The organism is Peribacillus sp. 05N428, assembly GCF_056397085.1.
In genome coordinates, this window is sequence record NZ_JBFTMS010000016.1 from 97,363 (window position 1) to 118,235 (window position 20,873).

Here is a 20,873-nt window from a genome sequence, read left to right on the forward strand (position 1 = left end):
TTATTTCGATATATTTTATATTTTCGTTTTTCACATCCGATAAAGACTAAAAAGAGCCCTATACCATTAACTAATTAAAATTTAGCTATAATAATATATTATCAATTTGATTTAACATTCAATTAATATAACAATAATACTAAAATTAACTGAATACAATAAAAAAATAAAAAATTACATATATTCGTATAAAAAAACAGGGAATTAGATCTGACTCCCGTACTAGCGATCCATTATTGATCAAAGCCATATGACCGGAAAATCCCACTTGTTTAATGCATGATTGGGAATTTTTAAAAATGGAAGATGACTATTGAACTTAGATCAAAAATTCAAAAGAATGAGAAAACTCAAATTGAGCTTCCGTGAATTAATTAGTATGTCACTATTAAAAATAGTATAACATTATTCATTAATTGTGTATATAAATAAAAAACTCAAACAATCATCGAGATTTGTTTGAGTTAGTATGTTTTATCTATTATTTTTTTAACGATGCTTCATGCAAAACTGACAATTCCTGTTCAAGGGTTTCCAAAAGGGATTTACCCTCGGTCTCCTCTACCAAACCTAAGCGTACGGCAAAATCGATTTCTCGTGATAGGCCGAACATTTGCGTATCAAGTACCTCTTCATATAAAGGACATTGAGGCATAGTGAGATTTTCCATTTGAACTTTTATCAGTTTTAGAATCTTGTCAGCATCTGCTTTTAATAAAGCATAAGCTTTTTCTCGATGATTGACAAGCATATCAGATGCCATGTTAAATCCCCCCGCTCAGAGCGATTAAATCTTATCTCTAAATTCTACCTTTAGTTTTGTGAAAAAGCAAGGACATTGACAAACAATTTGCCATTGAGATATCACGATCCCCTCTCAAATGAATATACCCAGCCATGGAATTTGTTCACCATCTTGAAGATGTGACATTTCAATTATAATTGATTATAATCATTAAAGAGCAACAGAAAGGAATGAGATATTTGGAACCCATCGTATTTATAAATGGAAAAGTGAAATATCCAATTACGCTAGATCCTGGAGTATGGATTTTTGATGACCGTAAAGTTGAAATCGATACATATTTCCACGCTGAAAGAGTCCAAGTCAATGAATTAGAAGAATATACGATTGCCGCCTCCAAGCATTGGCAAAAAGAAATACAGGAAGGCGCAATAATGCCACCCACAATAAAAACGGAACGAAAGTTCGAGAAGCAAAGATTGCTGGAAGGGACTTTCGGCATCCCTTTTGAACCTTTTTTAAAAAACGCCGAACCTGAAAATGGGGTGACCGAAGTCATCGTTACAACCGATGATGAGGAGCTTACATTCCCGTTGGAAACGGCACTTGAATTTTTCCTGGGCTTTTCCAAGGATGGAAAGCCGCTTAAAATATCCGAGGGCGGCCCTCTGGAAATTTATTTCGGAGACGCTTCCAACATCAATGAACCGATAAAAAATGTACGGTCTTTCACCGTTAAATAAGACTTCGTTCATTCTTGCCAAAAACTTTGGCAATCGGCAAGGGAAATCCCTTGCCGATTGCATTATAAAAGTGTAGCTGCCAGTTGTGCCAATCCCGATCTTTCCCCTTTTATCAATTTAACATGGCCGGCAATACGCTCGGTCTTGAATTTTTCCACAACATAGGTCAAACCATTATTATATTCATCTAAATAAGGATGATCTATTTGCTCCGGGTCCCCCATTAAGACAATTTTGCTCCGTTCGCCTACCCTCGTCAAGATTGTCTTGACCTCATGTTTCGTTAAGTTCTGCGCTTCATCGATGATGATGAACTGATCCGGTATGCTCCTTCCCCTGATATAGGTGAGGGCTTCAACTTCGATCGAACTCATTCCTGCTAAAATCGCATCCAATTCCCCAGGTTTTTTCGTATTGAACAGAAATTGGAGATTATCAAAAATAGGCTGCATCCATGGTCTTAATTTTTCTTCTTTTTCCCCTGGCAGATAACCAATATCCTTACCGACCGGAACAATGGGCCTGGCAACCAAAAGTTTCTTATATTGTGACAAATCTTCAGTTTGCATCAACCCTGTTGCCAATGCCAATAAAGTCTTGCCTGTCCCCGCCTTACCAATGAGCGTCACAAGCTGGATATCCGAACGAAGCAACAAATCAAGGGCCATGGTCTGCTGGACATTTCTCGGTTTAATTCCCCAAATATGCTCCCCTTCATACATCAATTTCTTAACGGTCCTGCAGTTCTCATCCACTATCCCAATCGCCGAAGCTGAACTGCCCAGCGTGTCCTTCATCAACAGGAATTGATTTGGATAATATGCATCTTTTGTCAGTTCTTCCAGTGAAAGAAAACTTTTTTCATAAAACTTATTCAGGTTATCAATCGATACATACACTTCTTTGTGCCCAGCGTATATATGATCCAGTTCTACAACGCGATCATTTAAAAAGTCCTCTGCCTCTAAACCGATGGCGTCAGCTTTAACCCTGACTAGAGTATCTTTGCTAACAAGAATGACCGTTTTTCCATCTTCCTTCGTCTCTTCTTCCAAAGATAAATTTTTCGCGACTGCCAATATCCTGTTATCATTCGTTTTCTCAACAAAAATTTCCTGAAGTTTGTGAAATGAACGGTGGTTGAGTTCAATCCTTATGCTGCCACCATTATGAAGCGGAATGCTCTGATGCAGCTTTCCTTTTTCACGGAAGCTATCGATCAATTTCGATACTTGCCTGGCATTCCTTCCGATTTCATCCATATATCTTTTTTTTGAATCCAATTCTTCTAATACGACTGCTGGAATGACAACTTCATTATCTTCGAATGAATAAATCGAATACGGATCCTGCAACAGGACATTCGTATCTAAAACATATATTTTTTTCCCCAATATGACGCCTCCTGCCTGCTCTATAGGATATGTCTTACCATTTACTACACTCAGCAGTTATGTAGCGGACGAGACTGTTGATAAAATATATGTTCCTTTGCATAAAGATAGAAGAACATTTACAGACTATAAAGAAAACTTCCAGCAAAGAATGCAATCCCCACCATTGATTTCTCCATGTTTGGCTGCATTTTATACTCAGATGCATCAGACTAGGTAGCGATGGACAGGCTGGAACAAAGGAAAACATTAAGGAGGTTTTACATTGCAAAAAATCATATTGTCGCTCGCTGCTGTTCTGTTGATGTCAGGTTGCACAATGGATAATAAAAATGAAGTGTCTGAAAATAATGCGCAAAACAATATAACGAAAGTCAATAATACGACCATTAAGGAAGCAGACAGGAATACAGGTCAGCAAACAGCGGAGAGACTCACCGGTTTGGCTAAGTCCATTCCAGAGGTGAACGATGCCACCGCAGTCGTACTTGGCAAATACGCCATCGTCGGAATAGATATCGACCAAGATATTGAGCGTTCACAGGTTGGGACGATAAAGTACTCAGTCGGAGAAACTTTAAAACATGATCCTGACGGTGCAAATGCCATCATCGTCGCTGACCCGGATTTAAATGAGCGGATCAGGGAGGTGGCCAAAGATATTAAAGACGGCAAACCGGTAACCGGGATACTAAATGAACTCGCTGACATCACAAGCCGAGTCATCCCGGAGGTTCCTGGTGATATTTTAACCCCAACGCCATCTAAGAACATCGAAAAGGAAAAAAATAAACTTGATGATGATACGGAAAGAAAAGAACTCGATAAAGAGCAAAATGATCAATCCAATCACTTTAAAGAATGAATTTACCCGACCCGAAGTGAATCTTCGGGTCTTTTTCATACCCAACAATCAACTTCAACTGTTAGTTTCACTTTATCCTCGTTTTACCATAAAAATATTGGTATACTTAAAAGCATATTCAAATTGAAGTGAGGTTCAACTAATATGAAGGTTAAATGTGTAATATGCGATCAAATTGAATCTATTCCCGACGATAGCCCGGAAGCAAAGAAGCTTCGCAACCGTCCTATACATACCTATATGTGCAATACATGCAACCAACGCATTGAAGAGCGTACAAACGAACGGATTGCCACCGGTAACTTCCGTCTATACCGGACGATCAAAAATGAAGATGAATGGTAGAACTTTCCACAAAGTTACTCTGATTGGCCTGATCAATGGACTTCTGCTTGGATGGATAATGAAGTGGGTCGAAATGCTATCCGGTAAACAAGTGTATAAGCTTTTATTGAATGTGGATTTCCTCCCCCTAATTGGAGCCGTTTCCTGGAGTGAGGAATCATTATTCCTTTTCCATCTCCTTTTCTCACTGGCAATTACGTATAGTTACGTTTATATACTACATCCTTTGAAAGCTTTCAGGAAATGGAACAAATACGCACTTGCTTTTATCACGATCATTCCAGCCATCATGCTTTACTTCCCACTATCGGCGCTGTCAAAAACAGAAGTTGTCCTTCCTTCTGATTTGACAGCTTTCTTTTTGTGGACAATCTTACATCTTTTTTACGGACTTTCCCTCCCTAAAGCAATATAAAAAGAACCGTGCGTAAATCGCACGGTTCTTTTTATCATTACTCGATATTTTTATACTTTTCTGGCTCTAACTGAATTTGGTCCAACATGATATCAATCAATTCAATCGGATAACGCTGCTTCTTCATTTCGTCTCCCAAAAGGTACTCGACGTAATAAAAAGGTTCTGTTTTTGTAACCGAATCGATTATCACCTGATGATCGTCTTTCAGCATCTGCATGAAAAACATTTCTGTATCGCGTGCAGCTGAATCATCAGGCCTTGCATCACAGACAACTTTGATCGTCAACCAATTGTATAAAGCATCCTGTAATGATTTCATCATCTTAAGCCTGTTCTTCTTTTCTCGAATTATGAAGACGGATCCTATAGATCCCCAGAACAAGCGAAGCGATGACTAATGCCTCCCCCATAGGGAGAAACACCGCAAAGAAAGAAAGAAGGGTACATCCAAGTGCCATTACCACATAAATGACCACATTTTTTAGCAATGGTAACTTTTTGGCAAAACCTAACTGATAGACAAGGATGCATAATCCAAAGACCGTCAAATATAAATACCACATTCCTGCTTCAGGGTTTTCATCCACTCTGTACAATGCTGCAAAAAATGATAATCGCTCTTGGATATCCAATCTTTTCTCCTCCTCTTGCTATTTATTTTTCTTCAACAGCAACTTTTTTTCTTTTAGCTGCTCTTTCACGCTCGTTTTTATCTAGAATTTTTTTACGAAGGCGGATTGAATCCGGAGTTACTTCACAGTACTCGTCATCGTTCAAATATTCCAGAGCTTCTTCAAGGGACATGATTCTTGGTTTTTTCATGGAAGAAGTTTGGTCTTTATTTGCTGAACGCATATTTGTCATTTGTTTCGCTTTAACGATATTAACAGTCAAATCGCTATCACGGTTATGTTCCCCGACGATCATGCCTTCATAAATATCCGTACCTGGCTCAACGAAAATAACACCGCGGTCTTCTACTTGCATAATACCGTATTGTGTAGTTTTTCCTGATTCCATGGATACAAGTACACCTTGGCGTCTTCCGCCGACTTGACCTTGTGCCATTGGTTGATAGCTGTCAAATGAATGGTTCATGATACCATATCCGCGTGTAATCGTTAAGAACTCAGTTGAATAACCAATAAGTCCGCGAGCTGGGATCGTGAACAGTAAACGAACTTGACCGCTTCCGCTGTTGATCATATCCAATAATTCACCTTTACGGGCTCCCATTGATTCCATGATCGAACCAGTGTGCTCCTCAGGTACGTCGATTTGTACACGTTCAACCGGCTCACAACGGACGCCATCAATCAAACGAACGATAACTTCCGGTTTAGAAACTTGCAATTCATAACCTTCACGTCTCATGTTTTCGATCAGGATGGAAAGGTGAAGCTCCCCACGACCTGAAACAATCCAGACATCCGGAGAATCAGTATTTTCGACTCTTAAGCTGACATCAGTCTGCAATTGGTTTCTCAAACGCTCTTCAATTTTACGAGCTGTAACGAATTTACCTTCACGGCCTGCGAATGGGCTGTTATTTACAAGGAAAGTCATTTGTAATGTTGGCTCGTCAATACGCAGGATAGGTAGAGCTTCAGGATGCTCGGTCGGACAAACCGTTTCCCCTACGTTAATATCCTCCATACCAGAAACGGCAATTAAATCACCGGCAACGGCTTCTTGGATTTCAACTTTCTTCAAGCCAATATAACCAAAGATTTTCGTTACACGGAATTGTTTAACCTTCCCATCAAGTTTCATTAATGAAACTTGTTGACCTACATGCATTTTACCTCGGAATACACGGCCAACGCCAATACGTCCTACATAATCATTATAGTCAAGTAAAGCCACTTGGAATTGAAGCGGTTCATCTGAGTTATCAATTGGTGCAGGGATCGTTTCGACGATTGTTTCGAAAAGTGGGGTCATGTCTTCTTCTTGTTTAGCAGGATCTGAATCCAAGCTAGCAGTACCAGCGATACCTGAAGTGAAGACAACTGGGAAGTCTAATTGTTCTTCTTCAGCTCCTAGTTCGATGAATAAGTCAATTACTTCATCGACCACTTCATTTGGACGTGCAGAATCTTTATCGATTTTGTTCACGACAACGATTGGCGTGATCTTTTGTTCCAATGCTTTTTTCAACACGAAGCGAGTTTGCGGCATACAGCCTTCATATGCATCAACAACAAGTAGAACGCCATCAACCATTTTCATGATCCGTTCCACTTCACCACCAAAGTCGGCATGACCAGGTGTATCCAAAATATTGATTCTTGTATCTTGGTATTGAACTGCTGTATTTTTCGCAAGAATCGTAATTCCGCGTTCTTTTTCAATCGCATTAGAATCCATCGCACGTTCTTCCACATGTTCATTTTCACGGAAAGTACCAGATTGCTTTAGCAACTGATCCACTAACGTCGTTTTACCATGGTCAACGTGAGCAATGATGGCTATATTACGAATATTTTCTCTTAATTTCAAAAAATTCACTCCTAAAAAAGTTTGTGTAAAACGTATCACTAGTATTAACTTACATATTATATCACAAACATACTAGAAACAAATACAGAAATTATGTACAATAGATATATTAGGGGTGATATTAATGAACATTAAATGGAATTTCTTAATATTAGCGGTATTGGCAACATCCAGCATTGGCTCCATTGGCATCTTCATTGCTGAAAAAAGCTTGATTGGAATATTAGCTGCAATCGTTATTCTTTGCGGAATCATGGGGTTCGGTTTCACCCAGAAGAAGAAATTACGTGAAGCCGGGAAGTTATAATATAAAAAACTCGCTGACAGACAGCGAGTTTTTTTTTGTTAATTATTTCTATCCGAGACATTTATCATGGCCGCAATCAGTCCTTGATACTAACGGCTGGAGTTTCCTGATAAGTATTTGTCAAATACTTCTTTGTGTAGCCCTGGTTTTGATACGAAAAGTGAGTCGCCTTTTAAAAAATCCAATTTGTCACCTTTAATATTACTAACTTCCCCGCCCACTTCCTCGACCAATAAAACTCCCCCGGCAAAGTCCCAAGGCATGAGTCTCATGGTTATGTATGCATCAATCCTTCCAGCGGCCACGAATGCCAGCTCCAACGCTGCCGAGCCATAAGAACGTGTTCCTCTTGCATCCCGGACCAGCGGTGCCAAAAGACTCGGGTCGATCCTCCGGTTTTCCGTTACCCAGCTTGCATTAATGGAAATGATCGCTTTGCTTACCGATGCCTCTTCAAGAGATGGGAGCCTTTGATCATTCAGAAATGCTCCTTGTCCCTTAATCGCATGATATAATTCATCACTAAAGACATCATAAACCATGCCAATCTTTCCGATGCCATCCACATAAACCCCAAGGGAAATCGCAAAATTCCTCTGTTGATGAATGAAATTCAAAGTTCCATCAATTGGATCGATGATCCACACCGTGCCTTTTAGGTCTTTAATATCATTGCCCATTCCCTCTTCACCAAAAATGCGGTGTTCTGGAAAAACTTCGCCAATTTTTTCGCAAAAAAACTTTTCTATCCCCTTATCCATATTAGTTACCAAATCATTCGGATTCGTTTTCATTTCAATATTCAACTTGGTTTTGAAGGACGCCCTTAGCCTAGTACCGGCTTCTTTCATCCATAACTTCGCATATGTATCCATTTCCTTGACCGATGCCATTATAATATCCCCGTCCTTTATGATCAGAAACTACATTAAAATGATCCTCTTTTAAAGATTAAAGCAAATATAGCTTGCCTTCAAGCTTTTAACATCTTAAATTTTCCATTTTTTTAACTGATGAGGAAAGAAGGTTCCTTGACTGCCCATCCATTAATCGTAATCATGATTTAGCCAGCAAGAATATTCTCCCTTTTTTGACGTTCCCCTTCCTTATTAAAGGGACTCGATACAAAATGATATTCCACCTTATATATATTGGACATTTAATGAAAAACGGACACATTATTTTTTAATAAAATAAAGTGTCCGTTCATCTATAATAAAATTCCTTGTATTGAAATTGATTCATTTCCTTAATTCATTCTCCTTCAAGGTCTCTGCAGCCAATCATTTACAAGGCTTTCAGTTTCAACAATTCCAAGCGGATGCGTTCTAGTCTTTGCTTGCATTGTGACCTCTTTTGGTCATTCTCTTCACCGATTGCTTCAAAAAGGGTTGCTAATTCATAGTCCATTTCCATTCTTAACACTGCAGCTCTATGTCTTTCAACTTCTTTAGCTTTTAATGCTTGGTTCATGACTTGTTTCATAATTAACATTCTCCCTTCGTTAATTAACGTAATTTTCTGAATTTATATTATCATATGACTTCCTACCTCAAATAGCAACTAATTTGTGCTTAAACCTATAAGGAATTTTTCATTGCCAACCCGAATCGTATTTTTTAAATTTTACTTTTACTTATGCTACAATATGTGCAGATATTACGGTAGGAGAGATGAAAATGAATATAGAAAGTTTTACAGCAGATGATTTTGATGTTTTTAAAATTGATGGATTGGAACCGCGCATGGATGCTTTAAAAGAACGGATCCAGCCAAAATTACAAGCCCTGGGAGAGCACTTTTCTCAAAAACTCTCAGTTATGACCGGTGATGAAATGCACCCTCACGTTGCAAAGCATGCTAGACGGACAGTGAATCCCCCCAATGATACATGGGTTGCTTTTGCTGCCAATAGCAGAGGCTATAAAATGATGCCGCATTTCCAAATCGGGTTATGGGAAACGCATATGTTCATCTGGTATGCCGTCATTTACGAAGCCCCTAATAAAATGGAAATCGGTAAGCATCTGGAGCAGCAGGCAGACCGATTGGTGAATAGCATTCCCTCCCATTATGTATGGTCAATGGACCATACAAAACCTGATGTCATCCCTCACGATGGTCTTGGAGTAGATGATTTGAATTCAATGTTCACCCGTTTGCAAACGGTAAAGAAAGCCGAAATCCTATGCGGTATAAAAATTTCCCGTGATGACGCTATTAAGTTAAAAGATGATGATTTCATTGAAACCATTCAAGATGCGTTTGAACATCTTTTACCCTTATATCAATTAAATTAAACACATTGATTCCTATTCGGATCCAACAAAAACTGGATAATATAAAAGGAGAGCCTAAAAGCTCTCCTCAGACTGTAGACAAACTCGATAATCATTGGGTTTGTCTTCAGTTTTTTTAGGTTTTTAAAAATTTTGAACGTTGCTCCAGGCACTCGCTTTCCACGGGCGATCCGGCGCTTTTGCACCTGCGGGGTCTCCACTGGACACGTTTTTCCGCCAGAGTCTCGTACACCCGCCCCAATCAACTATGTTTTAAGATAGAACTCCTTTTTGCCTATAAACTAAGGGAAGCCTGGGAGTCTCTCCATCCCTATTTTTGCACTAAGCCTTTGCTTGCTTGAATCAAGTCTCTAATTCGGTCTTCCTTGCCTGTCTCGAAGCATTCGATGATCTTGCTGCCGACAATGACTCCATCGCAGTATTGTATGGCATCACGGACATGTTCTGGAGTCGATATGCCGAACCCGGCAAGAACGGGAACCGGACTTATCTCTTTTACCTTCTTTAAATAGCCTCCAAGTTCTTCTCCGAAGGCGTCACGGGCACCTGTGATGCCTTTGACTGTAACTGCGTAGATGAAGCCCTCCGCCCCTGCGGTAATCTCAGTGATGCGCTCTTCCGGAGACGTGAGTGTCACAAGTCGGATAAGAACGATCCCTGCAGTTTTGATTGATGAAAAGATGGCTTCTTCTTCAATCGGTAAATCGGGGATGATGCACCCGGAAATTCCTGCTTGAAGACAGTCAGTCGTAAACTCTTTAAGTCCATATGCCAGGATTGAATTCGTATATCCCATTAAAATAATGGGGATGTTCACATCATTTTTGATTTCCATTACTTTTTTCAGAACATCTTTTAAAGTTGTTCCATTTTTCAAAGAACGGATTCCAGCTTGTTGGATAACGGGTCCATCAGCGACAGGGTCAGAGAAAGGTATACCTAGTTCAACGGCAGTCGCCCCGCTGTTTTCAAGGAAAAGAAGCTGACTTTTTAACCGATCAAGACCTCCATCACCTGCCATGATATATGGTATGAATGCTTTTTCCTGCTTTGTTTGACATTCTTCAAGCGCATTTGTTAATTTATTCATGTTCACTACCCCCCATCAATGATTGGACCGTTTCAACATCTTTATCACCACGGCCGGACAGGCAAATCACCAGTCCTGTTCCTTTCTCCATTTCTTTAGCAAGCTTTAAACCATAGGAAATGGCATGTGAACTTTCTAAAGCAGGGATGATCCCCTCCTCCCTTGAAAGCATCGCTAGGGCTTCCAAGGCTTCATCATCGGTTACTGAAGTATATTCCACCCGATTCGTATCTTTTAAGTAACTATGTTCAGGCCCTACCCCTGGATAATCCAGCCCTGCCGAAATAGAATGTGCCTCCTGGATCTGACCGTCCTCGTTCTGCAAAACATACATGAATGCCCCGTGGAGCACCCCAGGTTTCCCTTTCGTCAAACTTGAAGCATGTAATGGTGTATTAAGCCCATGCCCTGCCGCTTCCACTCCGTATAACTTTACCGTTTCGTCCTCAATGAAGGGATAAAACATCCCCATTGCATTACTTCCTCCGCCTATGCATGCAACTATTGCATCCGGCAGGGAATGAACCGCCTCAGAATATTGACGTTTTGTTTCATTCCCTATCACGCTTTGAAAATCACGGACAATAACGGGGAATGGGTGCGGACCAAGCACTGATCCCATTATATAATGGGTGTCATCCACATTAGCCACCCAATATCGTAACGCTTCATTTACTGCATCCTTCAGTGTCCCGCTTCCTTGTGATACAGATATGACTTTGGCTCCCAAAAGCTCCATCCTGAATACATTCAATTTCTGTCTCCTGATATCTTCTTCTCCCATAAAGATAATGCATTCCAACTTTAGCAAAGCACACACAGTCGCCGTTGCAACCCCGTGCTGTCCTGCACCCGTTTCGGCAATCACTTTTTTCTTGCCCATTTTCTGAGTCAGCAAAGCCTGGCCGATCGTATTATTTATTTTGTGGGCTCCAGTATGATTCAAGTCTTCACGCTTCAGATAAATGTCTGCACCGCCAGCCAGTCTCGTTAAGTTCTCCGCAAAATAAAGAGGGGTTTCCCGACCGATATATTGTTTCAGGTAATAACTTAGCTGCCTTTGGAATTCTGGATCATTTTTAGATTGTTCATATACTTCTTCAAGCTCCGTAATCGCCGCCATTAAAGTTTCTGGAACGAAGCGGCCTCCATATGCTCCAAAATGTCCAGTTTTATCAGGCTGTGTATAAGTATTCATCTATTCATTCCTCTTTTCCGGCTGTATTTTTTGCCTCATTGATAAATGCTTTCATTTTTACAGCATCTTTTAATCCGTTTGTTTCAACACCACTTGCTACGTCAACTGCGAATGGTAAAACGGCATTAATCGCTTTTCCGACATTTTCCGGAGTCAGCCCACCGGCTAGAATTACCTTCTCCAGTGGCAGATCAGCTTTTCGAATCATATCCCAATCCAAAGTCAATCCCTTGCCGGATGCGCTCTTAGGAAGATCGACCAATAGATAATCCGCTGGGTATTCATGCAGGTTTTCAAGGTCTTTCTCTGAATGGATGGCAAAGGCCTTGATCACCGGCAGGGGCATTCTGCGGGCAAAGCTGGCAGACTCGTTACCATGAAGCTGAATATAATCCAATCCCGCAATTTCAGCAATTTTTATCACTTCTTGTTCAGTTTGATTGGCAAACACTCCGACCTTTTTAACATGACCAGCTAGATTCGCTCCGAAATCTCCTACTATCTCCGGCTCAACCTTCCTGCTGCTCTCGGCAAAAATGAAACCAATGAAGTCTGCTCCGGAACTAACAGCAGTCTGAGCAGCTGCCAAAGTCTTTATCCCACAGATTTTCACTAACATATTAATCTCCTTATATACTCATTTGCAGTTCGGCCATCTTGTGCGGAAGATTTGATGCAGTCATGAGTGTCTCCCCGACCAAAACCGCTTTTGCACCAGCATCCTTCACACGCATTACGTCTTCTTTTGTTTTGATCCCACTTTCACTGATAATGATATGTCGTTTGGGATCAAGTAACTTCGCCAGTCGTTCCGTTACAGCCAAATCCACTTTGAAGGTCTTTAAATTCCGATTGTTAATCCCTATGAGCTCTGCATTCAGCTCTAGAGCACGTTCCAGTTCGGCTTCATCATGGATTTCCGTCAACACTTCAAGTCCTTTCTTTTTTGCATATTGATATAATTCATGAAGGCGTTCTTTAGAAAGTGCTGCCACAATCAATAGAATGATAGTCGCACCTGCTTGATGGGCCCGATCGATTTGGATTTCATCGATGATGAAATCTTTGCACAACCTGGGAATTCGTATGGCCTCGCTTACGTTTCTCAAATCTGCAATTGATCCTTTAAAGAAAACCTCATCCGTCAATACGGATATCGCTGCAGCTCCGCCACTTTCATATGAAAGGGCCTGCTCGATCGGATTTACATTGATTTTAATGTCCCCTTTTGAAGGGGAAGCCCGTTTTATTTCCGCGATGACCGCCATCGATTTAGCCGTTTTCAAATTTTCCACCAAAGATGGTCTGACTATGTTGATCATGACCGAATCATCTAAGCCCCTTTCTTTTAATTTTGCGACTTCCACCTTTTTCTGTTCGATGATTTTCGTTAAGATATTTTCCATTACATGACCACCTTATTTCTATTGCCATAAGCAATCAGATTTTCTAACTTTGCAAGAGCCGATCCGCTATCAATGCTTTCTTTGGCCATGGAGATTCCTTTTTTGATCGTCGCTGCCGTACCATGTGCGTATAATCCCAATCCGGCATTCAATAAAACGGTATCACGATATGCACCTTTTTCCCCTTTGAGAAGCCTAAGCATGATATCGGCATTTTGTTTGGCGTCACCGCCACGGATGGCATCATTTCCGTAAACAGGCAGATCCACTTCTTCAGGATGAAGCGTAAATGGTATAATATCTCCTTGCTCCAAAAGGACGAGTGAGTTTTCACCCTGCAGGCTCGCTTCATCCATGAACCCGGCACCATTTATCACGACTGCGCGTTTCCTGCCCAATTTATGCAGGACTTCCGCAAAAAGCTCGAGCATATCGCGTCGATTGATTCCCATTAATTGTGTGTCGAGTTGGACTGGATTTGTCAGAGGACCGATAAGATTAAATATCGTCGGGATTTTCAGTTCTTTTCTCACTTTCATTATCCTTGCAATATTAGGATGAACAGATGGGGCAAATAAGAATGTGATCCCATTTTCCTCCAACAGTTCCTTTAACATGTCAGGCTCCAAGTACAAATTAACGCCTAATGCTTCCAATACATCCGCACTTCCCGTTTTGCTTGAAATGCTGCGATTTCCATGTTTGGCAACCTTGACACCGGCCCCAGCAAGCACGAAGGCCGATGCTGTGCTTATATTGAAGCTTTGTGACCCATCTCCTCCCGTTCCGCAATTATCCATTACATTAAGGGAGCTTGTTTGTACACTTCTTGCTTCTTTTCTCATGACTCTGACAAGGCTTGCTATTTCACCTGCCGTTTCCCCTTTGGCTTTTAAGGCAATGATGAATGCTGCCATCTCGCTTTCGGAGATATCTTTAGAAAATAACGATTGGGCTGCTCTGCTCATCTCTTCTTCCGTCAATGTTTGACGCTCTGCTAACTTCGCTAAATACTCCTTCACCGCTAACTCCCCCAGTCGTTTTTTGTTTTATAGAATGGATTGTTCCTTCTCTGATTGAAAGGTACCGGCAATCTCATAAAATTGATGTAATAATTCCTTGCCGATTTTCGTCCCTATTGATTCAGGGTGGAACTGTAAACCGTAGAGAGGGAATTCCTGATGTTTAAGGGCCATGATTTCCCCATCATCCAGTGCCACTGCCGTCACAGTCAGTTCTTCTGGCAAACTCCCCCTTTCAACCACAAGGGAATGGTAACGCATTACCGGGAATTGTAAGTCCTGTTTGGCAAAAACACCTGTTCCATCGTGTTCGATTACCGATGTTTTCCCATGCATGATTTGTTTCGCCCCAACAACATTCGCTCCAAAAACCGCCCCAATGGCCTGATGCCCCAAACAAATGCCTAATAGCGGAACCTTCTCATAAAAATTGCGGATGATCTCCATACTGATTCCAGCATCTTCGGGCCTGCCGGGTCCCGGGGAAATGACGATTGCCATTGGATTCAGTTCCTCAATTTCCGCAAGGGTGATTTCGTCATTCCTTTTTACTACGATTTCTTTTTCCACTTCACCTAAATATTGATAAAGGTTGTAAGTGAACGAGTCATAGTTATCAATTAATAAAATCATATAGTGTGAACCTCCATTAAAGCGCGTGCTTTATTTTGTGTTTCTTCATATTCCGTTTTTGGATCTGAATCATATACGATTCCAGCCCCTGCCTGTACATAGGCCTTGCCATCTTTGATGATCATCGTCCGAATGGCTAAAGCCATATCAAGATCCCCTCCAAAACCTATGTAGCCTATCGAGCCCGAATACATCCCGCGTTTACAATTTTCCAGTTCATTGATCAGCTCCATTGCCCTGATTTTAGGAGCACCTGAAACTGTTCCGGCAGGAAGGCAGACCGTCAGTGCATCTAAACTCGTGTACCCTTCCCTAAGCTTTCCGCTAACCTTCGAAGCAATATGCATGACATGCTGATATCTTTGAATTTCCATTTCCTCGGTAAGGTGGATTGAACCGATTTCGCAAACCCTGCCAAGATCATTTCTACCTAAATCAACAAGCATCTTATGCTCGGCAAGTTCCTTTTCATCCATCAGCAGGCTTTTTTCGAAGCCCTTATCTTCTTCATCCGTTTTCCCTCTCGGCCGTGTGCCGGCAATGGGATTAACATGAACCATTCCTGATGAAACACTGATTAAACTTTCTGGAGAAGACCCAATGATTGTATAGTCACCAAATTCTATATAAAACATATAAGGAGAGGGGTTGGCTAATCGCAAACGACGGTATGCATCGAAAGGCTCCCCATCGAAGTCCGCTTTAAACCTTTGTGATAAAACAACTTGGAACACTTCACCAGCTATGATCGCCGATTTAGCTTCAAGGACCATTTTCTCGAATTCATCCTGACTGAAATTCGAGTTGAATTCCAAATATTCCGACGATATTTCCTTTGACGGCTTGCTTGCCTGATTGATTTTGTCCTTCATTCCCAATAAACTTTTTTCACTATCTTCTTCAGCAGTCAAAAGATGGATCTTCTGCAGAACATGATCGAATATATACAGTTCTTTATAAAAAAGAAAATGAGCATCAGGCATTTGCAAAGAATCAGGTGGAACCGGACCTATATTTTCATAAAGACGAATGATATCATAGCCCATATATCCGATTGCACCACCGTTAAATGGCGGAAGATGTGTGGGAACCTCTTCTATTTCCACTAATAATTCTTTTTTTAGAAACTCGATGATATTGATGTCCTTAACGATTTGATCACCTGTTTCAGTGTCTTTCACATTTACTCGGTCAGCAAGTGATGTCACCTCCAAATAAGGTTTTGAACCTAGATATGAGTAGCGGCCGTTGTCATGATGCGAGTTCGAACTTTCCAATAAAAACTTCTGGTCACCATCTAATTTCTGAAATATGGCAATGGGTGTATGGATATCCCCTTCAATTGTATCCATTTTGAAACGGAGTATTTTTTTTTCATCCAAATTATTATTCATCTCTTGATTCCCTCCCGATTCTTATGCGCTCTTATAATCCCCCGGAGGGAAAACCCTTTTGGTCAAATGACCAGGTCTTCATTTCCTCTGGATATTTTCTTTAAAAGGTATATATATTGAAATTCCAATAAAAAAATCCCCTGCAAACACAAATATGTGTCTGCAGAGGACGGTATACCGCGGTGCCACCTCAAGTTGGAAAAATGCATCATTTTTCCCTCTCAAGCAAGAATTGAATTCTTGCGATTACCCTTTAACGGTGGCAGCCGAGTTTCCCTACTTATTTTCAAGAAACCACTCATAAGTCCATTCATCTTCTTATATCGTACCGGTTTCCACCTATTCCGGCTCTCTGTGACGCATCTAAAAAGATTACTACTCTCATTCATAGATTTAATTATCATTTTCAAAAAAACGCAAAAAGGGCCCTCATCCAAAGGACGAGGAACCCGTGGTACCACCTTAATTAGCTAAATTAGCTCACTTTACGGCATTAACATGCCTATCTCCATTAACGATGAGATAATCGCCAAAGCCTACTCCGTTCATCCGTTTCGGTTTGGGGCTCGGAAGTCCATTCGCTTAATTTCGTTCACCAGTTTTCAGCAACCACTGGCTCTCTGCAGAACATCATTAAGGTACTCTTCTTCGTCACTGCCTTTATCTTTTTCTTGATTATTATGTTAAAACAATCTTTTCAGTAAGTCAATGGAGTTTTCGAAAAATTATATTTTTAATGTTTCATTTTTATCCATTCCCCGTCATCGATTCCTTTTGCCTTCTTAATGACAAGATAGGCTGAATAGGTGCTGACTGACTCGAACTCATCCGTATACTTTTTTTCATCCGCCTTACCGGGGACTATTTCCTTGAATCTTCGGTAAGCCTTCATGAATTCTTCCTTTTGTATCTTATTTTCATAAGCCTTTTCTACTGCTTCAAAGAATTTAATCACATCTACGATTTCGTCAGTAGACCAATCAAGATCCATTGGATATTGATAATCCATATCCTAAACACGCTCCTTCTAGATAGTTTTTCATGTTGTCCGGCGGACCATGCATCATCAGTCTGCCCATTTTGAACGAATTGCTTCCGCCTGGTCGATAATCCGACTGAATAGTTCAGCAGTCGATGGCACATCATGAATCAGCCCCATCACTTGTCCAGCCCAGGCAAAGCCTTCACCTTCGACTCCGTCATGAATATAACGCTGATTCGCTTTTCCACTTATGTAATCCTTCAATTGTTCATATCCGCCGTTTTCTTTTTCAATATCAAGAATCTTATCGGTCCAGCTGTTTGCAATTACCCTGGCTGGTGCACCAATGGACCGCTTAATGATAACGGTATCATTTTCCGTGCCGGAAACCAAGGCATTTTTATATAATTCATGTGCATGAACACACTCCTTGACAGCTATGAAACGTGTCCCCATCTCGATTCCTTCGGCACCAAGCGCCAACGCTGCCATCAAACCGCGTCCATCACCAAAACCACCAGACGCGATGACTGGAATTTTAACGGAGTCCACAACTTGAGGAATTAACACGGAGGTTCCAATATCATCACGCCCTAAATGTCCTCCTCCCTCCTGACCAACTACCATCACTGCATCTGCACCAAGCTGTTCAGCCTTCATTGCCTGCCTTCTTGCAGCAACAAGCACCAGTTTTTTCACTTGAGTGCCTTTAACGTAATCAAGAAAAGGGCCAGGGTTGCCGCCGGTTACGGAAACAGCAGCAATTCCCTCTTTCAAGGCTGCTTCAAGCATGTGTTCATAAGGCCTCCCATGCTGGCCGATCGCAAAGTTCACACCAAACGGTTTATCCGTCAATGATTTGGTTTTTCTTATTTCTTCTATCAGCTGTTCCGGGGTGTCCAAGGACATGGCCGTCACCTGCCCTAGCCCGCCTGCATTCGACACTGCCGCAGCCAGGTCGGCATATGCTAAATGGGCCAACCCCCCCTGTACAATTGGGTATTGAATACCTAACAAATCGGTCACACGCGTTTCCCACTTCAAACTCCTCATCTCCCTTTTCAATTGCTGGTTTGTTTATTTAGCTGAATCCAAATCATTAGCTTCATTATGGCAAATATTGTTTACCCGTTCAATTTTTAACTCACACATACAATATAAAAAAAGAAGAATTCTTGAGTAAATCAAGTAAATACTAGGAAAATGGATATTTATAAACTGCTGATAATTTTATTGGGCTCCTTAAAGACAAAGACATATATAAATTGTTTAAGTCAGGACATTAAATCACTCTAGGCATTTATTATAAGACGTGCTATAATTCATATGTTTTATGTCTATCCACAAGCTTACTAACCATTTGAATGGAATCGGAGAAACATACGATCATTAATAGAACGGGAGTAAAACCTCCCATATTTCGTACCTATTTTACTGAAAAGGGGCCACAAAGAATTGTCACAGAATGAAACACCCTTATACACTGCCTTATTGCAGCATGCAAAAAGAAATCCCGTTCAATTTCATATTCCAGGTCATAAAAAAGGAAAAGGAATGGACGCTGATTTCCGTAATTTCATTGGAGAAAATGCATTATCGATAGATTTAATCAATATCGCTCCACTCGATGATCTCCATCAGCCAAAGGGGATCATCAAACAAGCTCAGGATCTTGCCGCTGAAGCTTTTGGGGCAGATCACACATTCTTTTCCGTTCAAGGAACAAGTGGAGCAATCATGACGATGGTCATGACAGTCTGCGGACCTGGGGACAAAATCATCGTCCCAAGGAATGTACATAAATCCGTAATGTCTGCCATTGTATTTTCCGGAGCTGTTCCCATTTTCATCAATCCTGAAATAGACAAAGATTTGGGCATTTCACACGGAATCACCGTCGATGCCGTTGAAAAAACTTTAAGGGAACATAGCGATGCAAAAGGATTGCTTGTCATCAATCCCACCTATTTCGGCATTTCCGCTGATTTGCAAAAAATAGTGGAAGTTGCCCATTCCCACCAAATCCCAGTACTCGTAGATGAAGCACATGGTGTCCATATACACTTCCATGAAGACTTGCCGATGTCAGCCATGCAGGCTGGAGCGGATATGGCTGCTACTAGTGTTCATAAATTGGGCGGTTCACTAACGGGAAGTTCCATATTGAATGTTAAGACTGGATTGGTTTCCGCAAATCGTGTTCAAGCCATATTGAGCATGCTCACAACCACCTCAACCTCCTATATCCTTCTGGCTTCCCTGGATACGGCTAGAAGACAACTTGCGACAGTAGGCAGGGAAATGATCGATGAAGCGATCAATCTGGCAGGGTATATCCGTGAGGCCGTTAATGAGATTCCTTATCTTTACTGTGTCGGCAGCGAAATTCTCGAGAGCGAGGCAGCCTTTAGTTATGATCCGACAAAATTGATCATATCCATCAAGGAATTGAATATTACCGGATACGACGTTGAGAAATGGCTTCGTGAAAAGCATAATATCGAAGTGGAACTTTCCGACTTGTACAATATCCTTTGCCTGATAACACCTGGAGACACAAAAACAGAAGCGGACCTGCTGATCGCTGCCCTTAGAGACTTAGCGGATGAGTTTAAGGAAATGGCGGCTGAACATGAAAAGATCGAAGTCCTGCTTCCTGATACACCACCTCTGGCTTTATCACCCAGGGAGGCATTTTATGCAGAAACCGAAGTGGTTCCCATTGAGGAATCTGTCGGCAAAATCAGCGCTGAATTCATCATGGTTTATCCGCCTGGAATCCCGATCTTCATTCCAGGAGAATTGATTACTGAAGATAATATCAATTACATCCGGAAAAACATCGAGGCCGGACTTCCGGTTCAAGGCCCTGAGGACCCAGAAATAAAACATTTACGGATCATAAAAAATGATTGATCCCATCAAACCAGAGCAGAGTACTGCTCTGGTTTTTTTGAACCTTTTATTATTAAGCACTGGCTTCTATAAAAAGGGTGCTCCAGGCTACAACCCTGAAACACCCTTACATTCTATTAATCTTGAAATCTTTTTTCCATTTATTTTTCAGAGGCAGCTGTATCACAGCTTTGGCAGTTGTGATTGTGTGTGTATAATACACTTACTTTCTCATCTTCAAAATGTTCAATCGTGCTATTGCAAGTTTGACATACGATAGTTCCCATTTTTACAACCCCTTCCCCTATATTGTATGCATTATTGATATAATGTAACCGCTTTAAATGAATTATAATATAACACATTTATTATTTCAAGCTAAAAAGTATAACATATATACTTTTTCCCACTTAATGAACGATCATCTTGAAAGAACTGCATTCCAATCGTTCGTTAGACTGATTCTTTTTTTTAGGCTCTTTTCATAAAGATTGTTGTTTTTAAAACGAAACTATTTAAGGTTGATTGGAGCGGAAGTGCGAGACTCCTGCGGGAGCAGCGGGACAGGTGAGACCCCACAGGCGTTTACGCCGAGGAGGCTCACCGCCCGCCCCGCGGAAAGCGAGCATCTGGA

Annotated in this window: 24 protein-coding genes and 2 other annotated features; of the genes, 7 read left to right on the plus strand and 17 right to left on the minus strand. The window is 41.1% G+C overall.

Annotated elements, in window-relative coordinates:
* Window positions 1-481: 481 nt before the first annotated feature.
* On the minus strand, window positions 482-763 hold the full coding sequence (locus tag AC1DIV_RS16190; RefSeq protein ID WP_034313996.1) for an Fpa/YlaN family protein: 282 nt from the start codon (window positions 761-763) through the stop codon (window positions 482-484).
* A 221-nt stretch (window positions 764-984) separates the two neighbouring features.
* Here AC1DIV_RS16190 and AC1DIV_RS16195 point away from each other — a divergent pair, with 221 nt between their 5' ends.
* A complete protein-coding gene (locus tag AC1DIV_RS16195) occupies window positions 985-1,488 on the plus strand; it encodes a hypothetical protein (RefSeq protein ID WP_048684525.1) in 504 nt (167 codons plus the stop codon).
* A gap of 62 nt (window positions 1,489-1,550) precedes the next feature.
* Here the strand turns inward: AC1DIV_RS16195 and AC1DIV_RS16200 are convergent, their stop codons facing one another.
* On the minus strand, window positions 1,551-2,882 hold the full coding sequence (locus tag AC1DIV_RS16200; RefSeq protein ID WP_048684523.1) for a PhoH family protein: 1,332 nt from the start codon (window positions 2,880-2,882) through the stop codon (window positions 1,551-1,553).
* A gap of 265 nt (window positions 2,883-3,147) precedes the next feature.
* Here AC1DIV_RS16200 and AC1DIV_RS16205 point away from each other — a divergent pair, with 265 nt between their 5' ends.
* The 3 genes from AC1DIV_RS16205 to AC1DIV_RS16215 all read left to right on the plus strand — a co-directional run bounded on the left by AC1DIV_RS16205 (window position 3,148) and on the right by AC1DIV_RS16215 (window position 4,507).
* Entirely contained in the window at window positions 3,148-3,747 is a 600-nt protein-coding gene (locus AC1DIV_RS16205; RefSeq protein WP_072272691.1) for a YhcN/YlaJ family sporulation lipoprotein, read from the plus strand.
* A gap of 144 nt (window positions 3,748-3,891) precedes the next feature.
* Window positions 3,892-4,092 (plus strand): YlaI family protein, encoded by a 201-nt coding sequence (locus AC1DIV_RS16210; protein WP_072272690.1) that lies wholly within the window; start codon window positions 3,892-3,894, stop codon window positions 4,090-4,092.
* Window positions 4,076-4,507: a hypothetical protein gene (locus AC1DIV_RS16215; protein WP_421161931.1), complete on the plus strand. Its 432-nt coding sequence runs from the start codon at window positions 4,076-4,078 to the stop codon at window positions 4,505-4,507. Before AC1DIV_RS16210 ends, AC1DIV_RS16215 begins: the two co-directional genes overlap by 17 nt.
* 37 nt (window positions 4,508-4,544) lie before the next feature.
* Here AC1DIV_RS16215 and AC1DIV_RS16220 read toward each other — a convergent pair whose 3' ends face one another.
* Genes AC1DIV_RS16220 through typA form a run of 3 tightly spaced genes read right to left on the minus strand, consistent with a single transcriptional unit; the run spans window position 4,545 to window position 7,012 of the window.
* On the minus strand, window positions 4,545-4,829 hold the full coding sequence (locus AC1DIV_RS16220) for a hypothetical protein (RefSeq protein WP_202317081.1): 285 nt from the start codon (window positions 4,827-4,829) through the stop codon (window positions 4,545-4,547).
* 4 nt (window positions 4,830-4,833) lie between these two features.
* Window positions 4,834-5,142, minus strand: coding sequence for a YlaH-like family protein (locus AC1DIV_RS16225; protein ID WP_034314008.1), 309 nt, complete (start codon window positions 5,140-5,142; stop codon window positions 4,834-4,836).
* A 22-nt stretch (window positions 5,143-5,164) separates the two neighbouring features.
* Window positions 5,165-7,012: a translational GTPase TypA gene (gene typA, locus AC1DIV_RS16230; protein ID WP_048684521.1), complete on the minus strand. Its 1,848-nt coding sequence runs from the start codon at window positions 7,010-7,012 to the stop codon at window positions 5,165-5,167.
* A gap of 124 nt (window positions 7,013-7,136) precedes the next feature.
* Between typA and AC1DIV_RS16235 the strand changes: the two genes are divergently transcribed.
* A complete protein-coding gene (locus AC1DIV_RS16235) occupies window positions 7,137-7,319 on the plus strand; it encodes a YlaF family protein (RefSeq protein WP_034314013.1) in 183 nt (60 codons plus the stop codon).
* Window positions 7,320-7,408: 89 nt separating this feature from the next.
* Here AC1DIV_RS16235 and AC1DIV_RS16240 read toward each other — a convergent pair whose 3' ends face one another.
* Together AC1DIV_RS16240 and AC1DIV_RS16245 are read right to left on the minus strand one after the other, a co-directional pair.
* Window positions 7,409-8,212 carry an inositol monophosphatase family protein gene (locus AC1DIV_RS16240; protein WP_063596336.1) on the minus strand — a complete coding sequence of 268 codons (804 nt, stop codon included), beginning with the start codon at window positions 8,210-8,212 and terminating at the stop codon, window positions 7,409-7,411.
* Between the two features lie 394 nt (window positions 8,213-8,606).
* Window positions 8,607-8,804, minus strand: a complete 198-nt coding sequence (locus tag AC1DIV_RS16245) for a hypothetical protein (protein WP_034314018.1) — start codon at window positions 8,802-8,804, stop codon at window positions 8,607-8,609.
* Window positions 8,805-8,998: 194 nt separating this feature from the next.
* Here AC1DIV_RS16245 and AC1DIV_RS16250 point away from each other — a divergent pair, with 194 nt between their 5' ends.
* On the plus strand, window positions 8,999-9,619 hold the full coding sequence (locus AC1DIV_RS16250; protein WP_053534306.1) for a YktB family protein: 621 nt from the start codon (window positions 8,999-9,001) through the stop codon (window positions 9,617-9,619).
* A gap of 310 nt (window positions 9,620-9,929) precedes the next feature.
* Here the strand turns inward: AC1DIV_RS16250 and trpA are convergent, their stop codons facing one another.
* The 9 genes from trpA to AC1DIV_RS16295 all read right to left on the minus strand — a co-directional run bounded on the left by trpA (window position 9,930) and on the right by AC1DIV_RS16295 (window position 18,388).
* Complete coding sequence (gene trpA / locus AC1DIV_RS16255) at window positions 9,930-10,709, minus strand: tryptophan synthase subunit alpha (protein WP_323599211.1); 780 nt, start codon at window positions 10,707-10,709, stop codon at window positions 9,930-9,932.
* The gene (gene trpB / locus AC1DIV_RS16260; RefSeq protein WP_063576935.1) at window positions 10,702-11,907 is read right to left on the minus strand and encodes a tryptophan synthase subunit beta; all 1,206 of its coding nucleotides are present in this window, start codon (window positions 11,905-11,907) and stop codon (window positions 10,702-10,704) included. The genes trpA and trpB overlap by 8 nt, the downstream gene beginning before the upstream one ends.
* A 4-nt stretch (window positions 11,908-11,911) precedes the next feature.
* Complete coding sequence (locus AC1DIV_RS16265; protein WP_340875593.1) at window positions 11,912-12,526, minus strand: phosphoribosylanthranilate isomerase; 615 nt, start codon at window positions 12,524-12,526, stop codon at window positions 11,912-11,914.
* A gap of 10 nt (window positions 12,527-12,536) precedes the next feature.
* Window positions 12,537-13,313: an indole-3-glycerol phosphate synthase TrpC gene (trpC, locus tag AC1DIV_RS16270; RefSeq protein WP_252269135.1), complete on the minus strand. Its 777-nt coding sequence runs from the start codon at window positions 13,311-13,313 to the stop codon at window positions 12,537-12,539.
* Window positions 13,313-14,335 (minus strand): anthranilate phosphoribosyltransferase, encoded by a 1,023-nt coding sequence (trpD, locus tag AC1DIV_RS16275; RefSeq protein WP_048687068.1) that lies wholly within the window; start codon window positions 14,333-14,335, stop codon window positions 13,313-13,315. Before trpD ends, trpC begins: the two co-directional genes overlap by 1 nt.
* A gap of 27 nt (window positions 14,336-14,362) precedes the next feature.
* Window positions 14,363-14,968 carry an anthranilate synthase component II gene (locus tag AC1DIV_RS16280; RefSeq protein ID WP_048687070.1) on the minus strand — a complete coding sequence of 202 codons (606 nt, stop codon included), beginning with the start codon at window positions 14,966-14,968 and terminating at the stop codon, window positions 14,363-14,365.
* Window positions 14,965-16,362, minus strand: a complete 1,398-nt coding sequence (trpE, locus tag AC1DIV_RS16285) for an anthranilate synthase component I (RefSeq protein ID WP_340875589.1) — start codon at window positions 16,360-16,362, stop codon at window positions 14,965-14,967. Before trpE ends, AC1DIV_RS16280 begins: the two co-directional genes overlap by 4 nt.
* Window positions 16,363-16,524: 162 nt before the next feature.
* Window positions 16,525-16,760 (minus strand) — a binding site (T-box leader).
* A gap of 35 nt (window positions 16,761-16,795) precedes the next feature.
* Window positions 16,796-17,026: a binding site (T-box leader), on the minus strand.
* 69 nt (window positions 17,027-17,095) lie between these two features.
* Window positions 17,096-17,371 carry a UPF0223 family protein gene (locus AC1DIV_RS16290; RefSeq protein ID WP_048687073.1) on the minus strand — a complete coding sequence of 92 codons (276 nt, stop codon included), beginning with the start codon at window positions 17,369-17,371 and terminating at the stop codon, window positions 17,096-17,098.
* Window positions 17,372-17,428: 57 nt separating this feature from the next.
* On the minus strand, window positions 17,429-18,388 hold the full coding sequence (locus AC1DIV_RS16295; RefSeq protein WP_063596343.1) for an NAD(P)H-dependent flavin oxidoreductase: 960 nt from the start codon (window positions 18,386-18,388) through the stop codon (window positions 17,429-17,431).
* A 411-nt stretch (window positions 18,389-18,799) separates the two neighbouring features.
* Here AC1DIV_RS16295 and AC1DIV_RS16300 point away from each other — a divergent pair, with 411 nt between their 5' ends.
* Window positions 18,800-20,260: an aminotransferase class I/II-fold pyridoxal phosphate-dependent enzyme gene (locus tag AC1DIV_RS16300; protein ID WP_048687076.1), complete on the plus strand. Its 1,461-nt coding sequence runs from the start codon at window positions 18,800-18,802 to the stop codon at window positions 20,258-20,260.
* Between the two features lie 140 nt (window positions 20,261-20,400).
* Here AC1DIV_RS16300 and AC1DIV_RS16305 read toward each other — a convergent pair whose 3' ends face one another.
* On the minus strand, window positions 20,401-20,526 hold the full coding sequence (locus AC1DIV_RS16305) for a GapA-binding peptide SR1P (protein WP_072272684.1): 126 nt from the start codon (window positions 20,524-20,526) through the stop codon (window positions 20,401-20,403).
* Window positions 20,527-20,873: the final 347 nt, after the last annotated feature.